This is a genomic window from Streptomyces sp. NPDC056486 (genome assembly GCF_042795295.1).
Classification (GTDB): Bacteria; Actinomycetota; Actinomycetes; order Streptomycetales; family Streptomycetaceae; genus Streptomyces.
Map to the genome: position 1 here is coordinate 13,845 of NZ_JBHTSF010000080.1, position 14,191 is coordinate 28,035.

15 protein-coding genes are annotated in these 14,191 nt (G+C 71.0%); 7 read left to right on the forward strand and 8 right to left on the reverse strand.

What is annotated here, in order from left to right; translation table 11 throughout:
• Positions 1–5: 5 nt before the first annotated feature.
• The 5 genes from ACFQ7F_RS27440 (at position 6) to ACFQ7F_RS27460 (ending at position 4,294) form a co-directional block, all read left to right on the forward strand.
• Positions 6–1,319 (forward strand): lipase family protein, encoded by a 1,314-nt coding sequence (locus tag ACFQ7F_RS27440; RefSeq protein ID WP_383275445.1) that lies wholly within the window; start codon positions 6–8, stop codon positions 1,317–1,319.
• A gap of 138 nt (positions 1,320–1,457) precedes the next feature.
• On the forward strand, positions 1,458–2,717 hold the full coding sequence (locus tag ACFQ7F_RS27445) for a helix-turn-helix domain-containing protein (RefSeq protein ID WP_383275448.1): 1,260 nt from the start codon (positions 1,458–1,460) through the stop codon (positions 2,715–2,717).
• 111 nt (positions 2,718–2,828) lie between these two features.
• Complete coding sequence (locus tag ACFQ7F_RS27450) at positions 2,829–3,509, forward strand: hypothetical protein (protein ID WP_383275451.1); 681 nt, start codon at positions 2,829–2,831, stop codon at positions 3,507–3,509.
• Between the two features lie 5 nt (positions 3,510–3,514).
• Positions 3,515–3,979, forward strand: a complete 465-nt coding sequence (locus ACFQ7F_RS27455) for a hypothetical protein (RefSeq protein WP_383275453.1) — start codon at positions 3,515–3,517, stop codon at positions 3,977–3,979.
• A 123-nt stretch (positions 3,980–4,102) separates the two neighbouring features.
• Positions 4,103–4,294, forward strand: a complete 192-nt coding sequence (locus tag ACFQ7F_RS27460) for a DUF5999 family protein (protein WP_383275456.1) — start codon at positions 4,103–4,105, stop codon at positions 4,292–4,294.
• A gap of 17 nt (positions 4,295–4,311) precedes the next feature.
• On the opposite strand, the gene ACFQ7F_RS27465 is transcribed toward ACFQ7F_RS27460, so the two are convergent.
• A complete protein-coding gene (locus ACFQ7F_RS27465; RefSeq protein ID WP_383275459.1) occupies positions 4,312–4,941 on the reverse strand; it encodes a TetR/AcrR family transcriptional regulator in 630 nt (209 codons plus the stop codon).
• Positions 4,942–5,050: 109 nt separating this feature from the next.
• Between ACFQ7F_RS27465 and ACFQ7F_RS27470 the strand changes: the two genes are divergently transcribed.
• Entirely contained in the window at positions 5,051–6,568 is a 1,518-nt protein-coding gene (locus ACFQ7F_RS27470) for a cytochrome P450 (protein ID WP_383275462.1), read from the forward strand.
• A gap of 90 nt (positions 6,569–6,658) precedes the next feature.
• On the forward strand, positions 6,659–6,970 hold the full coding sequence (locus ACFQ7F_RS27475; protein ID WP_383275465.1) for a hypothetical protein: 312 nt from the start codon (positions 6,659–6,661) through the stop codon (positions 6,968–6,970).
• Here the strand turns inward: ACFQ7F_RS27475 and ACFQ7F_RS27480 are convergent.
• The 7 genes from ACFQ7F_RS27480 to ACFQ7F_RS27510 form a co-directional block, all read right to left on the reverse strand.
• Positions 6,930–7,199, reverse strand: coding sequence for a hypothetical protein (locus ACFQ7F_RS27480; protein ID WP_383275468.1), 270 nt, complete (start codon positions 7,197–7,199; stop codon positions 6,930–6,932). The genes ACFQ7F_RS27475 and ACFQ7F_RS27480 overlap by 41 nt on opposite strands.
• A 102-nt stretch (positions 7,200–7,301) precedes the next feature.
• A complete protein-coding gene (locus ACFQ7F_RS27485; RefSeq protein WP_383275471.1) occupies positions 7,302–8,534 on the reverse strand; it encodes a glycosyltransferase in 1,233 nt (410 codons plus the stop codon).
• A complete protein-coding gene (locus tag ACFQ7F_RS27490) occupies positions 8,531–9,319 on the reverse strand; it encodes a MerR family transcriptional regulator (protein ID WP_383275474.1) in 789 nt (262 codons plus the stop codon). The genes ACFQ7F_RS27485 and ACFQ7F_RS27490 overlap by 4 nt, the downstream gene beginning before the upstream one ends.
• A gap of 89 nt (positions 9,320–9,408) precedes the next feature.
• Complete coding sequence (locus tag ACFQ7F_RS27495; protein ID WP_383275477.1) at positions 9,409–11,310, reverse strand: DUF2264 domain-containing protein; 1,902 nt, start codon at positions 11,308–11,310, stop codon at positions 9,409–9,411.
• Entirely contained in the window at positions 11,307–12,287 is a 981-nt protein-coding gene (locus ACFQ7F_RS27500; RefSeq protein ID WP_383275518.1) for a hydroxyacid dehydrogenase, read from the reverse strand. Before ACFQ7F_RS27500 ends, ACFQ7F_RS27495 begins: the two co-directional genes overlap by 4 nt.
• Positions 12,288–12,355: 68 nt before the next feature.
• On the reverse strand, positions 12,356–13,219 hold the full coding sequence (locus ACFQ7F_RS27505; protein WP_383275480.1) for a carbohydrate ABC transporter permease: 864 nt from the start codon (positions 13,217–13,219) through the stop codon (positions 12,356–12,358).
• The gene (locus ACFQ7F_RS27510) at positions 13,216–14,187 is read right to left on the reverse strand and encodes a carbohydrate ABC transporter permease (RefSeq protein WP_383275483.1); all 972 of its coding nucleotides are present in this window, start codon (positions 14,185–14,187) and stop codon (positions 13,216–13,218) included. Before ACFQ7F_RS27510 ends, ACFQ7F_RS27505 begins: the two co-directional genes overlap by 4 nt.
• Positions 14,188–14,191: the final 4 nt, after the last annotated feature.

The window sequence follows — 14,191 nt, forward strand, 5'->3', positions numbered from 1 at the left end:
CCCCCGTGCGCAGGCCAAGAGCGAAACGGAAGAAGAGGCTGCTCGCGCTGACCGCGGCCGTCGCCCTGGCGGCCCTGGGTCTCGGCGTGCCGACCCTGACGGCGGGCGCGGCCGCGACCCCGGACGCGTCGGCCGCGTGCGATGCCCCGGACGAGCGGATCTACCAGGTACCCGGTGCCGTCCCGACCGATCCCGGCAGCGTCATCGCCTGCCGGACGACCGAACTCCCCCAGGTACCGGGCGATGTCCCGATGCACGCCTGGAAGGTCCAGTACAGCTCGAAGGACAACGCGGGCAGGGCGGTCGCGGTCTCCGGCACCGTCGCCGTGCCGGACGCTCGGTGGAACGGACAGGGCAGCCGTCCTGTTGTGGCCTTCAACCCCGGGACGCTGGGGCTCGGTTCGCAGTGCGCGTTCTCCAAGCAGCTCGCGGGCGCGTTCCAGGACGAGTACGAGGGCGAGAACATCGCGGCGCTCCTGAAGGCCGGATACGCCGTCGCCGCGACCGACGGCGCCGGCTATCTGGACGGCCAGACCCATCCGTACGTCTCCGGCGCCGACGCCGGGCACGCACTCCTCGACATCGTGCGCAGCGCGCCCGCGATCCCCGGCACCGGCATCGACCGGAAGACGAAGGTCGGCCTGTGGGGGTACTCCGAAGGCGGCGCGGCCAGTCTGTGGGCGGCGCAGCTCGCGGCTTCGTACGCTCCCGAGCTCAACGTCGTCGGCGACGCCTCAGGGGGTGTGCCGGGCGACTTGAAGGTGGTCGCCAAGGCGCTCAACGGCAGCCCGTTCGCGGGCTTCATGGTCGACGCCGTGCTCGGCCTTTCCTCCTCGCACCCTCAGATGCCCTTCGAGGAGCTCATGAACGACCAGGGCAAGGAGACCCTCAAGAAGGCCAGATCGCACTGCCTGCTCGGCACGATCTCGGCCCTCGCGGGCCAGAAGATCGAGGACAACACCTCGGACGGGTTGAGCTTTGAGCAGCTCTACGCGCTCAAGGGCACGGACGGCAGGACATGGGGCCAGGTCGTCGACGAGCAGAAGCTCGGCGTCGGCATCGGCCGCGCGCGCTCCGGCGCCACGTACGAGATCGGCTTCCCCGTCCTTCAGTACCGCGGCTCGCTGGAGGAAGTCATCCCGACCGAGACCGAGGACGCGACCCGCAAGGCCTACTGCAAGGCGAACATCACCACCCGGTGGAAGGTCTATCCCGGTGAGCACCTGACGACCGATCAGCTGGCGAAGGACGACACGGTCAAGTGGCTCGGCGACCGCTTCGACGGCAAGCCGGAGTTCGGCAACTGTCTGCTCCCGTGAGTTGTCTCGCACTCGCTGCCTCTTGTCACCCGGGTGACAAGAGGCAGCATCATGTCCATCCGTCCTTGATGGGCCGCCACGCACCCGTGGCGGTATCTTCACCAAACCTTTGTCCCCCGCGCGCAGAGGGAGCACTCCATGGTGAACGGTTCGACGCTGCCCGCCGGTATACCCCCGGCAGGCGCCCCCGCATCCGCGGGCACCCCGGCAGAGGAGTCGCACGCCGCGTTCAGAGCGTTCCCCTCGGGCCTCCACGATCACGTGAGACCGTTCCTCGACGACATCACATCGGAGGTGGTGCGGGCGATCCGCACGGAGATACCGGAGTACGCTCGCCCGACCGACGACACCTACATGCATGTCGTGAACCGGGGCGTGGAGCAGGCCCTGTCGGGTTTCCTGGCCCGGATGGCGCACCCGGACACCGACTGGGAGTCGGTGAAGGCCACGTACCAGAACATCGGCAGGGGCGAGGCGGACGAGGGCCGCAGCCTGGACTCCTTCCAGTCGGCGCTTCGCCTGGGCGCGCGCGTCACCTGGCGCCGGGTCAACGCCCTGGTCGACGCCGACCTGTTGCCCCGGCACGTGCTCGCCGCCTTCGGCGAGGCACTGTTCCTGCACCTGGACGAGATGGCCGCGGCGACGACAGCGGGCTACACCGAGGCCAGGCTGCACGCGGCGGGCGAACTGCAGCAGCGCCGGGCCCGTCTCATCGACCTGCTGACCGCCGATCCTCCCGCGTCGGCGGAGGCCATAGCCGATCTCGCCCAGGCCGCCCAGTGGCCCATCCCGCGCGAGGTGGCCGTCGTCGTCATCGACCACGCCCTCACCCCGGAGACCATCAGGCCGATAGTGCCGCCGGAGTTCCTCGCGCGCTTCTCCGAGCAGCCCGGCTGCATCGTGGTGCCCGACCCGGAAGGCCCGGGGCGGGCGCGGTCGATCGCCGCCGCCTTACAGGGGCTGCGCGCGGTGATCGGCCCCACGGTCGCGCTGCACGAGGGCGCGCGCTCGCTGCGCTGGGCCCTTGACGCCCTGGAGCTGTCCCGGCGCGGCATCCTGCCCCGCGCGGGCCTGCTGCACTGCGCCGATCATCTGGCGACGCTGCTGCTCTTCCATGACGAGGCCCTGATCGACGCGCTCGCGCAGCGGCATCTGCTGCCCCTGCAAGAGGTGCGCTCACCGCAGCGGGAGCGCCTCGCCGAGACCCTGCTGTGCTGGCTGCGGTGCGGGCACAACGCGAGTGAGGTCGCCACGCGCCTCGCCGTGCACCCGCAGACGGTGCGCTACCGCCTGCGGCAGCTGGACGAGGTCTTCGGCGACCGGCTGCACGATCCGGTGGCACAGTTCGAGATGCAGTTGGCGCTGCACGCGTTGAGCCTGCGGCCGGCTGCCGGTTAGGGCCCTTCTGCGGCACGTCACCCGGACGCGCCGCGAGGGCGGCGGCCTCCGACCGTTACCGAGCCGTAATGTCCCCTTCGTCCCAAGTCCCAGGCGAAGGAGAGTTCTTACGTGCGTGCCCGCCTCATGGCCGCTGCCCCCGTACCGACCGATTCGGCTGTCCCGACCGACTCGACTGTCCTGATCGACTCGGCCGTCCCGGCTGTCCTGACCACGAAGCGGGCCCCCCGGACCCCCACCCGGACCGTCCCGCGCCTCGTGGTCCTCTTCCTCCTCCCGCTGCTCACCGCCCTCAGCGGCCCCTTGCTCACCCCGGCGCACGCCCACGCGGACGCGCTGGTGCAGCACGCCCCGTCCGCCAACAGCCTGCTGGCCCCGCCGCGCGCACCCGATGACCCGTGCACCAGCAAGGACCCCGCGGTCTGCCTGATCCGGCAGATGACTCCGGAGGAGCGGGAGCGGGCGCGCGAGGTGCGGCTGCGCTACCACGCACTCCTGGAGACCATGGAGCGCGTGGCGGACCGTATGCACGAGGAGGGGCGCTCCGACGAGGAGATCGCCCGCGTCCTCGTCGACATGCGCAACGAGGCCAAGGACATCACCCGTGCCGGGATGACCCCCGAAGCGGTGCAAGCGCTGGAGCAGCGGAACATGAAGAAGTACGGCAATCCCCTGGGCCCGACCGCGGACCAGCAGTTCCTCAAGTACGGCAGCTGGGCCGAGGTCATCGAGGCGGCGACCCGCACCAGCGCAGCCGTCGACCAGGAACTCGGCATCCGGCCGCGCGTCTGACCGGCATGCTGCTTCAGGATTACGACCAGCACGGCCGGACGTGGGCCCTCGACACCCGAACGGGTCTCGTCTCCCCCGCGTCCGGCCGCTGCCATGGCTTCGTCCACGTGAGCGACGCGGCGGCAGCGGCGCTGTACGCCGACCCGTCCGACGGCGAACCGGCCCTCTGGCTCCAGTACGGCCAACGCCGCTGGGACTGCGCCGCAGTGATGGCCCATCAGTCCAAGGGGCCGAACGGCACCCGCCGCTTCACCGTCGAGGACGCGCGGGGGACGGCCCTCGAACTCCTCTACCCCGCACCGGATTCCGGTCCGTTCGACCCGACGTACGACTGGATCGACGCGGAGGGGGACGACTTCTTCCTCTGGGTGGCCGGTCGCCTGGCGGACGCGCACGCGGACACGGACACGGATGCCACGTCGCGTACCACACTCCTGGCGCACTTCCGGGCCGGTTTCCTCCCCGGCTGAGGTCGCAAGTAACCTTTCCGAGCGATGAGTTGATGCCTCCCGCCGAGTCTTCACTCACACAAGGAGAAACCGAACAAGACCGGGCCGCGCGCAAGGTTCGCGACCCCCACCCGGAGGTACACCATGTGCGCCCACCAGCCCCCGTGCCCGCCCGCCGAGAGCCCCGACCACCTCTCGGCCCGGGTCCTCTCCGCCCACCCCGAACAGGGCTGGAGCCTGCTGTGCAACGGCACGATCGTCTTCGACGACACCGGCGAACTGCTGCCGGACGGACGAGTGGTGGCGGTGACGAGGCCGCTGGCGATGGCGGCCTGACCCCCGCAAGGGTCACCTCACGGCGCGATCGCACCCAGCAACGCCCGCGCGCACAGGTCCCGCACCTGCGCACGCGCCAGGAGCTCCGGCTCCTCCAGCCACTCCAGGCAGACGGCCACCATGAAGGCGAGCCAGCCGCGCACGGCCAGGCGCAGGGTGGGCAGGTCGTGGGGCGTCGACGCCGTCTCGGGATCCGCGGCCAGGGCTTCCAGGATCTGGTTCTCGTGCGCCGCAAGGCCTTCGCGGTAGATCCTGCGGACCGTGGCGTCGCCCGTCTCTTCCGCACGGTGGAAGGCGCGGAAGCCTTCCGCGTGCGATTCGACGTACGCGAGGAACGTGTCGAGCCCCGTGCCGATCTGGTCGCGGACCGGTACTCCGGGCACGGCCGCCGTCAGACGCAGCATGTGATGGCTCTCGCGCTGCACGACGGCGGCGAAGAAGTCGCTCTTGGTCGGGAAGTAGTGGTACAGCAGGCCGCGTGAGACTCCGGCGATCTCCGCCACCCGCTCGACCCATACGTCGTCGTACGGATTCTGGGCGAAGAGCCGCGCCCCTGCCGAGAGCAGCTGCTCCCTGCGCTCCTCGGTGCTGAGTCTGCGGCGCGTGCGCTCCTGCGGGTTCGTGCGCTCCTGCGGGTTCGCGGCCATGGGAGCACCTTACTTGACGTGGATTCAATAGCGGGATCAGACTGTGGGTCCTTATTGAATCCGCGTACAACAGGCTCAATGGGTCTGCGGCACAAGGGAGATGGCACACATGGCGCAGGTGTCGCAGTCATCGAAGGCGGCAGAGGGGGCTGAGCAGGCCGGATCTGCCGAGTCTGCTGGGCCCACCGAGCCCGCCGGACCTCCCAAGGGGTTCCGCAGCGCCGAGCTCGGGTGGCCGCGCCTCGACCTCGTCCCGCATCCGCCGCGCCGCCTGCCCCTGATCGGTGATGTCCTGGGCGCCCATGTCCGCACGCCCGTGCAGGACTCGATGCGGATCGGCAGCAGCCTGGGGCCCATCTTCCGCCGCAAGGCCTTCGGCAAGGAGATCGTCTTCGTCTGGGGCGCCGAGCTCGCGGCCGAGCTCGCCGACGAGTCGCGGTTCGCCAAGCACGTGGGCCTGGGGGTCGCCAATCTGCGGCCGGTCGCCGGGGACGGCCTGTTCACCGCGTACAACCACGAGCCCAACTGGCAGCTGGCGCACGACATCCTCGCGCCGGGCTTCAGCCGGGACGCGATGGCCGGCTACCACCCGCTGATGCTGGACGTCGCCCGGCAGCTGACCGCCCGCTGGGACGCGCGCGAGGAGGCGGGCCGGTCCGTCGACGTGCCCGGCGACATGACGAAGCTGACCCTGGAGACGATCGCCCGCACCGGCTTCGGGCACGACTTCGGTTCCTTCGAGCGGTCCAGGCCCCACCCCTTCGTGACGGCCATGGTCGGCACGCTCTCCTACGCCCAGCGCCGCAACGTCGTACCGCCCGCGCTCGCCCCGCTGCTGCTGCGCGGCGCCACCCGGCGCAACGCCGCCGACATGGCCTACCTCAACCGCACCGTCGACGACGTGGTCGCCGCCCGCCGCGCCGCGTCAGGTCCGGGCGACGGCGATCTGCTCGACCGGATGCTGGAGGTCGCCCACCCCGACACGGGAGAGCGGCTCTCCGCCGAGAACATACGCCGTCAGGTCATCACCTTCCTGGTCGCCGGGCACGAGACGACATCGGGCGCCCTGTCGTTCGCGCTGCACTACCTCGCGCGCTCCCCCGAAGTCCTGGCGCGCGCCCAGGCGGAGGTCGACGACGTCTGGGGCGCCGCGGAGGAACCCGCGTACGAACAGGTCGCCAAGCTCCGCTATCTGCGGCGCGTCCTGGACGAGTCGCTGCGGCTGTGGCCGACCGCGCCCGGCTTCTCCCGCCAGGCCCTGCACGACACGACGATCGGTGGCGTGCACCCCATGCGCGAGGGGGCCTGGGCGCTCGTCCTCGCCACGCTCCTGCACCGCGATCCGGCGGCCTGGGGCGAGCGGCCCGAGGAGTTCGATCCCGACCGGTTCGCCCCCTCGGCGGTCCGTGCGCGGCCCGCCCATGTCTTCAAGCCGTTCGGCACGGGCGCGCGGGCCTGCATCGGTCGTCAGTTCGCGCTGCACGAGGCGACATTGGTCCTCGGCCTTCTCCTGCGCCGCTACGACCTGCACGCCGACCCCGGCTACCGCCTGCGGGTGGCCGAGCGCCTCACCCTGATGCCCGAAGGCCTCACACTGCGGCTCACCCGCCGCGCCACGGCCGCGTAGGGACCCGATTGTCAGACCCGTGCGCAAGAGTGGAGGGTCCACCGGTGCGAGCCGCCGGGCCGTCCGACCCCGCGCAGAGGAGCTCTCGACATGACCAGCACGTCGACCCCCGAACTTGCCGCCGCCCAGGCCTGCTTGCGGCTGCTGCACACCGCACGCGCCGCGCTTTCCGGTCCCTCACCGGCCGCGGCGGCCTCGCTGCTCGCAGGACCCATCGCGGAGGCGGACGAAGCGCTGCGCCGCGCGGGCCTGACGGGCAACGAGGCCGAGCTCCTGAACAGGATCTACGACCTCGAACCCGACCACCCTGACCGCCCCGACCCCCGGACCTGCCCCGCTTCGGCCAGTTCGACCCGTTCGGCTATTTCGGCTGGCCCGACTCCGTCGACCTCGGTTCCTTAGGCTTCCAGGTGAACTTGTCGCCGCCCACCCAGCGCACCAGATCCGGGTCGTCCACGTCGTGCACGACGACACCCACCTGAGCCGCCACCTCAAGGACGTCGACAAGTTCCCTGGCCTCGCCGACCACCTCGCCGTCGAGCTCCACGATGCGGAAGGGCGGTCGTCCGGGATTGACGCCAAGGACCGTGATCCGAGGGTTCGCCATATAGAGGTGCGCGCTTTCGGTCATATCTGCAGGCTTCCACGCTCCGGCTCCGTCTTGACCGTCACGACCTGCCCGTTCGGCCGCTCGGGCTACGCAACCGGTCGCCTCGGGTCACCCGGACTCCGCTCACGCGAGGCGCTCGACCGCCTTCAGGACATGACCGGCACCGTCCTCCGTGCCCATCCGGCGGGAGACGGCACCGGCGGCTTCCTTGTACGTGGCCTCGCGCACCGCGGCTCCGAGCTGCTCGGCGAGGCGCTCGGCCGTGAGCTCCTTGAACGGGATGGGCGCGGTGGCCGCACCGAGTCCGGCGAGCCGCGAAGCCCAGAAGGGCTGGTCCGCCATGACGGGTACGGGGATCGCGGGTACACCGGCCCGCAGCCCCGCCGCGGTGGTACCGGCGCCCGCGTGATGGACCACGGCCGCCATCCGTGGGAAGAGGAGCGCGTGGGGCACCCCGTCGACGGTGAGGATGCCGTCGCCCTGCCCCATCAGCCCCGCCCGGCCTTCCTGCAGGACTCCCCGCAGCCCGGCCAGGCGCAGCGCGGAGACGGCCAACTCGCTCAGCCGCGCGCCCTCACCCGCGGCCATGCTGCCGAACCCGATGAAGACGGGTGGCGGCCCGGCCCGCAGGAAGTCCTCGAAGGGGGCGGGCAGCGGGGTCTGGGGGTCGTGGTGCGGCCACCAGTTGCCGACGACGTCGAGTCCCTCGCGCCAGTCCGCGGGCCGGGGCACCACTGCGCTGCTGAATCCGTGCAGGACCGGCCACCCGGCCTCTTCCTGGCGGCGGCGGACCGCGCCCCGGCCGGCTCGGGGCAGCGAGAGGCGTGTCCGCAGGTCCGCGATCGCGTCGGCGTAGACGCGATCGGTCATCCGCAGGGAGAAGCGGCCGAGTGCACGGTTGCCGGGACCGCCGAGCGACCTGCCACCGCTCACCACCGGTGCGAACTCCCGTGTGGGGTGGGTGGGTTGCAGATAGACGCCCAGGGACGGGATGTCCATGGCCTCGGCAACCTGCCAGCCCAGTGGTGCCGTGGTCGTCGAGAGCAGCAGCACGTCGGCGCCGGGTTCCGCCGCGTCGACGAGCCCGGCCCCCAGCTCCCGTACGAACGCGGCGGCCGTGCGCATCAGCTGACGGTTCCCCCCACCGCTCTTCCTCCCACCACCCTTTCTCCCACCGCCCCCGCTCGTGTCGGCGGGCAGCGGACGGAAGGTGAGCCCGGCGCCCCGCACGAGCGGCGCGAAGGACTCCTGCGTGGCGAGGGCGACCTCGTGCCCGGCCCCGCGCAACCGTGCGCCGAGGCCGGTGTACGGGGCGACATCGCCGTACGACCCGGCGGCGGCCAGCAGGATCCTCATCGGCTGCCCGTCCCGGTCCCGACCGATTCCGCGTTGGCCCGCACCGCCGCGTGCAGGAACGCGGCGAGGCCCGGCCGCTGCTCCGAGGGCGGTACGACGAGGGCGAAGGCGCGGGGATCCTCGGTGTAGTCGTCGGCGATGCGCAGGTGCATGGCGGGCGGGCAGGGCGTGAACCAGCGGGTGATGTGCTGCCGGTGCTCCTCCGCGAGGTCCGTCGCGCGCTTCCCCTCCGCGGGTTCGCCCTCGTCGAACGCCTTGACGAGTTCCGCCCGCCAGGCCGCGGCCTCGCTCATGATCCGGGCCCAGTCCTCCTTGGAGTGGGCGGCGGCGCGGCTCATCGCCTCCCGGTGCCCCGCGCTGTTCTCCCACTTGAGCCCGGCCTCGGTGGCGTAGCTCAGGTCGAAGGTGATCTCGCCGAACACCTCGAACCGCTCCTGCGGGCCGAGCCGCACACCGGTCTGCTGCACGTCCATGGCCCGCTCGGCGACCTCCACAAGGCGGCCCAGCTTGCCGATCTGCTCCACCAGCGCCTTGTGCCGGGCCCGCAGCAGATCGAGCGCGTTGGCCTGCGGGTCCGCGAGGATCTCCGCGATCTCCTCCAGGGCGAAGCCGAGTTCGCGGTAGAAGAGGATCTGCTGCAGGCGCGCCAGGTCGGCCTCGCCGTACAGGCGGTACCCGCCCGGGCTTCGCTCGCTGGGCACGAGCAGCCCGGACCGGTCGTAGTGATGCAGAGTGCGGACGGTGACCCCCGCGAACCCGGAGACCTGCCCCACGGTGTAACTCATGGACCTCGCCTTTCGTCGCGTGCAGCATGCGGCCTGACGCGACGTGAGGGTCAAGTCACCCGGACTCGGCACTCACCCGTGCTCGCTCATCACCCGTGCTCGACGGTCAGCGGTGCGAAGGCGATCCGGGTCAGGGAGCCGTCGTCCGCCCACCGCACCTCGACGGTGTCCGCCGTCGCGCTCACCACGGTGACCGCCTCGGCCAAGGCCGCGGGTTCCTGCTCCGCGGTGAGCGTGGCCAGAGCCGCGTACAGCGCCGTGCCCTCGGCCTCGGCCGTGAGGCGTGGCACGCGAGCCCACCGGGTGAAGGCCGTGCCCTGGGGTGCGCGCTGTTCGTCCTGGCCGGTCCAGCCGTGCAAGGGGTGGAGCGCGGAGAGCAAGGGCTCCTCGGGCCCTGTCGCCCAGCCCGTGTGGGTGACGCGGGCGCCGTGCGGCGCGCCGACGACACGGTGCACGCGCAGTTCGTGCCGCCCCCTGGCCACGGTGACGCTCTCCACGCGAAGGCCAGGCACCATGGGCGGGCCGCTCACGAAAGCCGGTGTGTGCCGGGACGCGGCCCAGCCCCAGCCGTCGCCCCGACCGGCGCCCAGCGGGTGGATGCGGCTGCGGGCGCTGCGTACTCCTGCCACCTCCACCGCTATGTGGTTGTCCGCGGTGTTGCCGCGTGCCGTGGGGCCGGTCCTCGTTGAATAGGCCTGGCGGGCGTAGAGCGGGTCCTCGTGCGCCGCCGACTCGGCTTCGTGCGGGCGCGCGTGGTCGCTGCCGTGGTTGTGCAGCCGTACGACCCCGTCGCCTCGGGTGCTCTGGACGAGCAGGCCGGGGGCGGGCAGCGCGATGACCTGGTCGCGGCTCTCGCTGGGGGCGGGTTCCTCCGTGGCGGTCCACAGGGGGTGGGTGGCCGGTGCCAGGAGACCGACGAACGCCTTCGACGCCCAGTACGGGGACCCGGGGCCCGAGTAGGGCTGCAGGGTCGCGTCGTGCGGGCCGTGCCAGCCGAGGCTGAGCAGTCCGTCGGCGCCGACAGAGCCGCGGTCGAGGAAGTAGCGAAGGGATCCGCTGAGGAGTCGGCGCGAGGTGCCCGGGGTCAGGGGCGTCTGGCCGGTGACTGCGCCGAGGGCCACGGAGGCTCCTGCCGCGAACCGGTAGGTCAGGGATCGGCCGAAGTGGATCGGGGCGCCGTCGGCCCCGAAGAGGAGCCCGAAGCTCTCCAGGTGTTCGTGCAGGCGGGGGCCGTGCCGGTTCAACTGGTCCTGATCGTCCGCCAGATGGGCGTCGAGCGTCGGGTACAGGTGCAGGGCCCAGCCGTTGTAGTGGTCGAAGGCGCGCCCGTCTCCGTCGGCGTACCAGCCCTGGCCGCGGTACCAGGTCTCCAGGAGTTCGAGGGCCCGCTCCCGCGCCCGGGCCGTCTCCGCGTCGCCCCGGCCCACCGACTCCAGGAATCCGGCCACGGTGTAGGGGAAGAGGTACCAGTTGTTGGGCGCGGGGACGTGGCGGATCGCTCCGCGCAGCCACTCCTCGGCGCGATCCTGTACGTCGGTGTCGAGCCGGTCCCACAGCCAGGGGCGGGTCAGGCGCAGCCCGAGTGCGACGGATGCGGACTCCACCATCGGCTGGCCCTGGACGCTGTGGTCCAGGATCACCGGCCAGGACTCGGCGTCGTCACGGCCGGGTGTGCGGGTGCCCGCGTCGAGCCCCTCCGCGTACCGGTCGAGCCAGCCGTGCGGGTCCTTTCCGTCGGCTCCCGCCACCCGGAACGCGGCGGCGAGAAGGGTACGGGCGTATCCCTCAAGCCCGTCCGACCGTACGCCCGATGCGGAAGGCCGCCCCGGCAGGTCGAGTAGGGCGCCGCGTGGTGTCGCCCACTGCCAGGCGGCGCTCAGGAGACCGTCGGCTGCGGCCTCCCAGTGTTCGCGCGTGTAGCCGGTGAAGGGGCTCAACTCCCGGTTTTCTTCGGGCAGTCCAGGGAGTCCGGGCAGTCCGGGGATGCTCATGCGAGGTAGGCCAGCCTTTCGCGTCGTACGGCATGGGCGAAACCGTCGCCCGCGGCCCAGCGGCCGAGTTCGGCGACGGCGAGATCCGCGAGGCGACCCCACTCGTTGCCCTGCGAACCGGCCAGATGCGGGGTGATCATGACGTTGTCGCACTCCCACAACGGGTGTTCGGGAGGCAGGACTTCGGGGACGGTGACGTCGAGGACGGCACGGATGCGGCCGGCGACGGCGGCTTCGGTGAGGGCGTCCTGGTCGAGCACCGCGCCGCGGGCCGTGTTGATGAGCACCGCATCCTGGCGCATGGCGGCGATCAGTTCACGGCCGACCAGGCCTCGGGTGGCGGGCAGCAGCGGAGTGTGGACGCTGACGACATCGCTGCCGCCGAACAGCTCATCGATGCCGACCGGTTGCGCGCCGAGCGCCAGGGCCTCCTCGTCGGAGACGTACGGGTCGTGCAGCAGGACCTTGAGGTCGTAGGGGCGGAGGAGTTCGATGACGCGGCGGCCGATCATCGATGCGGAGAGGATGCCTACCGTGCGGCCGTAGTTGCCCACGCCGTGCGAGAGGCCGAGCCAGTCGTCGCGGCGCCGGGTGACCTTGAACTCCCGCGCTCGCTCGGTGACTTGCTTGCCGGTGAGCAGGATCATGGCGACGGTGTACTCCGCGACGGGCAGGGCGTTGGCCGCCGCGGCCGACGACACCTCGATGCCGCGGTCCCAGCACTCCGGGGTGATGTGGCCGCGTACGGAGCCCGCGGTGTGGACGACGGCCCGCAACCGTGGCGCGGCCGCGAGCACGGCGGCGTCGAGGGGCGGGCAGCCCCAGCCGGTGACCAGGACCTCCACGTCCCGGAGCACGGAGCGTGCCCGTTCCGTGCTGAAGTCGTCCAGGACGGTGTCCGGAACCAGATCACAGACCCGGCCGATGGCGGCGAGCGCGTCGGGGCCGAGTACGGCCGTCGCCGCGTCCCGCGCCATGGCGAGCGCGGTGTGCGGACGGTGGCTGCCGTTCTTCAACACATTCCCTTTCACGTGGTGAGCGTGGCTCACTTGACCGAGCCCGCGGTGAGACCCGACTTCCAGAAGCGTTGCAGCAGCATGAAGGCGAGGATGAGCGGCAGTACCGCGAGGAGCGAACCCATGATCACCACGGGGTAGTACTCGGGCGAGACGGTGGCCGAACTGTTCCAGGTATAGAGGCCGAGGCTGACCGGATACAGCTTCTGGTCCGAGAGCATCACCATGGGCAGGAAGAAGTTGTTCCAGATGGCGGTGAGCTGGAAGAGGAACACCGTCACCAGGCCGGGTCCCAGCATCCGCAGGGAGACACGCACATACGTGGTCAGCTCCCCCGCGCCGTCGACGCGGGCCGCTTCGAGCACCTCGTCGGGCACATACCCCTGGCTGAAGATCCGCCCCAGATAGACGCCGAACGGGTTGAAGAGGACCGGGATGAACACCGCCCAGAAGGTGTCGACGAGGCCCGTGGCCGAGGCCATCAGGTACAGCGGAAGCGCGAGCACCGTCTGCGGCACCATCACCGCGGCGAGCACCAGGCCGAAGACCTTCTCCTTGTGCGCGAAGCGGTATTTGTCGAAGGCGTAGCCGCAGGCGACACTCACCAGTGCGCTGATCGCGGCGCCAAGGACGGCGTACAAGAGGCTGTTGGTGTACCAGCGGCCGTAGAGGCCGCCGTCCATCGCGAACAGGTCGCGCAGGTTCTGTACGAAGGAGAAGTCGGTCAGCGTGAAGAAGTTGCTGCTGAACAGCGCGTCCCGGTTCTTGGACGCGGCGAGCACCAGCCACAGGACGGGCAGCAGGGTGTAGAGCACCGCGATACCGACCACGGTGTTCACGACGGTGCGGCCCAGAAGGCGGGGGCGGCCCGCGGTGAGGGTGTCGGCGCTCATCGCGCTGCCTCCTTCTGGGAGCGGTTGGTCCAGCGGGTGACGCCGTAGGACAGGGCGACCGTGCAGAGCAGCAGGATCACCGAAGCGGCGGCGGCGAGGCCGTAGTTGTTGCGGGTGAAGGCCGCGTCGTAGATGTACATGCTGGGCGAGAAGCGCGTGTTGATCATCGGGGACGACTGGCTGAGCAGCATCGGTTCGGTGAACAGCTGCATCGCCCAGATCAGGGTGAACATGGCGACCATGACGATCGAGGAGCGCACGAGGGGCGCCTTGATCTGGAGTGCGGTCCGCACCGGTCCCGCGCCGTCGACCACGGCGGCCTCGATCACTTCTCGGGGCACGGCCTGCAGGGCGGCGTAGAAGATCACCATGTTGTAGCCGAGGTTGCTCCACAGGGCGATGTTCACGATCGAGGGCAGGACGGTGTTCACGCCGAGGAAGTCGATGGTGATGTCGCCCTTGGCGAGCAGATCGACGACCGGGCTGAGCCCTGGTGTGTAGAGGTACAGCCAGATGAGGGCCGCGATGATGCCCGGCACCGCATGCGGCAGGAAGAGCCCCAACTGGGCCCAGGCGCGCAGTCGTACGACGCCCGAGTCAAGAAGCAGGGCCAGGGCGAGGGCGCCGATCACCATGAGCGGGATGTAGATCAGGCAGTAGAGGACGACCGTGCCGAGGCTGCCGAGGAAGGTCGGGTCGGTGAGGACGGCCGTGTAGCTGCGCAGGCCCACGAAGACCGTGCTTTCCGGGCCGAAGCCGAGGCCCGGCTGGTCGTCGCTGAAGAAGCTCAGCCGGACCGCGGTGCCGACGGGTATCAGGAAGACCGTCACCAACAGGATCAGGAAGGGGGTCATCAGGACGCCGCACGCGATGTGTTCACTGCGCCGGGCACGCGTACGGGCGCGGCGGGCGGAGACGGGGGCATCGGGGGTGCGGGTGGCGCGGGCCGGGGGCGCGGTCGTGGTCATCGGG

Excerpts from the sequence above, each read along its gene's own strand:
- ACFQ7F_RS27445 (WP_383275448.1), top strand. The coding sequence starts at position 1,458 with ATGGTGAACGGTTCGACGCTGCCCGCCGGTATACCCCCGGCAGGCGCC.
- ACFQ7F_RS27455 (WP_383275453.1), top strand. The coding sequence starts at position 3,515 with ATGCTGCTTCAGGATTACGACCAGCACGGCCGGACGTGGGCCCTCGAC.
- ACFQ7F_RS27460 (WP_383275456.1), top strand. The coding sequence starts at position 4,103 with ATGTGCGCCCACCAGCCCCCGTGCCCGCCCGCCGAGAGCCCCGACCAC.
- ACFQ7F_RS27465 (WP_383275459.1), bottom strand. The coding sequence starts at position 4,941 with ATGGCCGCGAACCCGCAGGAGCGCACGAACCCGCAGGAGCGCACGCGC.
- ACFQ7F_RS27470 (WP_383275462.1), top strand. The coding sequence starts at position 5,051 with ATGGCGCAGGTGTCGCAGTCATCGAAGGCGGCAGAGGGGGCTGAGCAG.
- ACFQ7F_RS27475 (WP_383275465.1), top strand. The coding sequence starts at position 6,659 with ATGACCAGCACGTCGACCCCCGAACTTGCCGCCGCCCAGGCCTGCTTG.
- ACFQ7F_RS27480 (WP_383275468.1), bottom strand. The coding sequence starts at position 7,199 with ATGACCGAAAGCGCGCACCTCTATATGGCGAACCCTCGGATCACGGTC.
- ACFQ7F_RS27485 (WP_383275471.1), bottom strand. The coding sequence starts at position 8,534 with ATGAGGATCCTGCTGGCCGCCGCCGGGTCGTACGGCGATGTCGCCCCG.
- ACFQ7F_RS27490 (WP_383275474.1), bottom strand. The coding sequence starts at position 9,319 with ATGAGTTACACCGTGGGGCAGGTCTCCGGGTTCGCGGGGGTCACCGTC.
- ACFQ7F_RS27495 (WP_383275477.1), bottom strand. The coding sequence starts at position 11,310 with ATGAGCATCCCCGGACTGCCCGGACTCCCTGGACTGCCCGAAGAAAAC.
- ACFQ7F_RS27500 (WP_383275518.1), bottom strand. The coding sequence starts at position 12,287 with ATGGCGCGGGACGCGGCGACGGCCGTACTCGGCCCCGACGCGCTCGCC.
- ACFQ7F_RS27505 (WP_383275480.1), bottom strand. The coding sequence starts at position 13,219 with ATGAGCGCCGACACCCTCACCGCGGGCCGCCCCCGCCTTCTGGGCCGC.
- ACFQ7F_RS27510 (WP_383275483.1), bottom strand. The coding sequence starts at position 14,187 with ATGACCACGACCGCGCCCCCGGCCCGCGCCACCCGCACCCCCGATGCC.